The organism is Arthrobacter sp. Dra40 (assembly GCF_059091905.1).
Map to the genome: position 1 here is coordinate 1 of NZ_JBNHHB010000592.1, position 324 is coordinate 324.

Below are 324 nucleotides of genomic sequence, written 5' to 3' on the forward strand. Positions count from 1 at the left end.
GCTGGGTCAGCCAGATGGTGAACGCAATAACCACGCCCAAACCTGCGGTCCACATCAGCAGACCCTCGGACACCGGGCCGAGCGAACCGAGCGAGAAGCCGCCCGGGGTGCCCTGCTCTTCAATCGTCTTCAGGAAGGCGATGACATCGCGCTTCTCCTCGGGGGAGATATTCGCGTCGCTGAACACCGGCATGTTCTGCGGTCCGGTGGCCATGGCTTCGTAGATGTGTGCTTCGCTGACACCGGCCAAGGCCGGAGCGAACTTGCCGCGGGTCAAAGCGCCACCGGCTGCCGACGCGTTGTGGCACATGGCGCAGTTGACGC

Annotated in this window: 1 protein-coding gene; it reads right to left on the reverse strand. The window is 64.2% G+C overall.

Annotated features, from left to right (window positions below; genetic code table 11):
* Positions 1-324 (reverse strand): c-type cytochrome (locus AC5RWT_RS38145; RefSeq protein ID WP_494084725.1); only part of this gene is annotated, 324 nt, incomplete at both ends.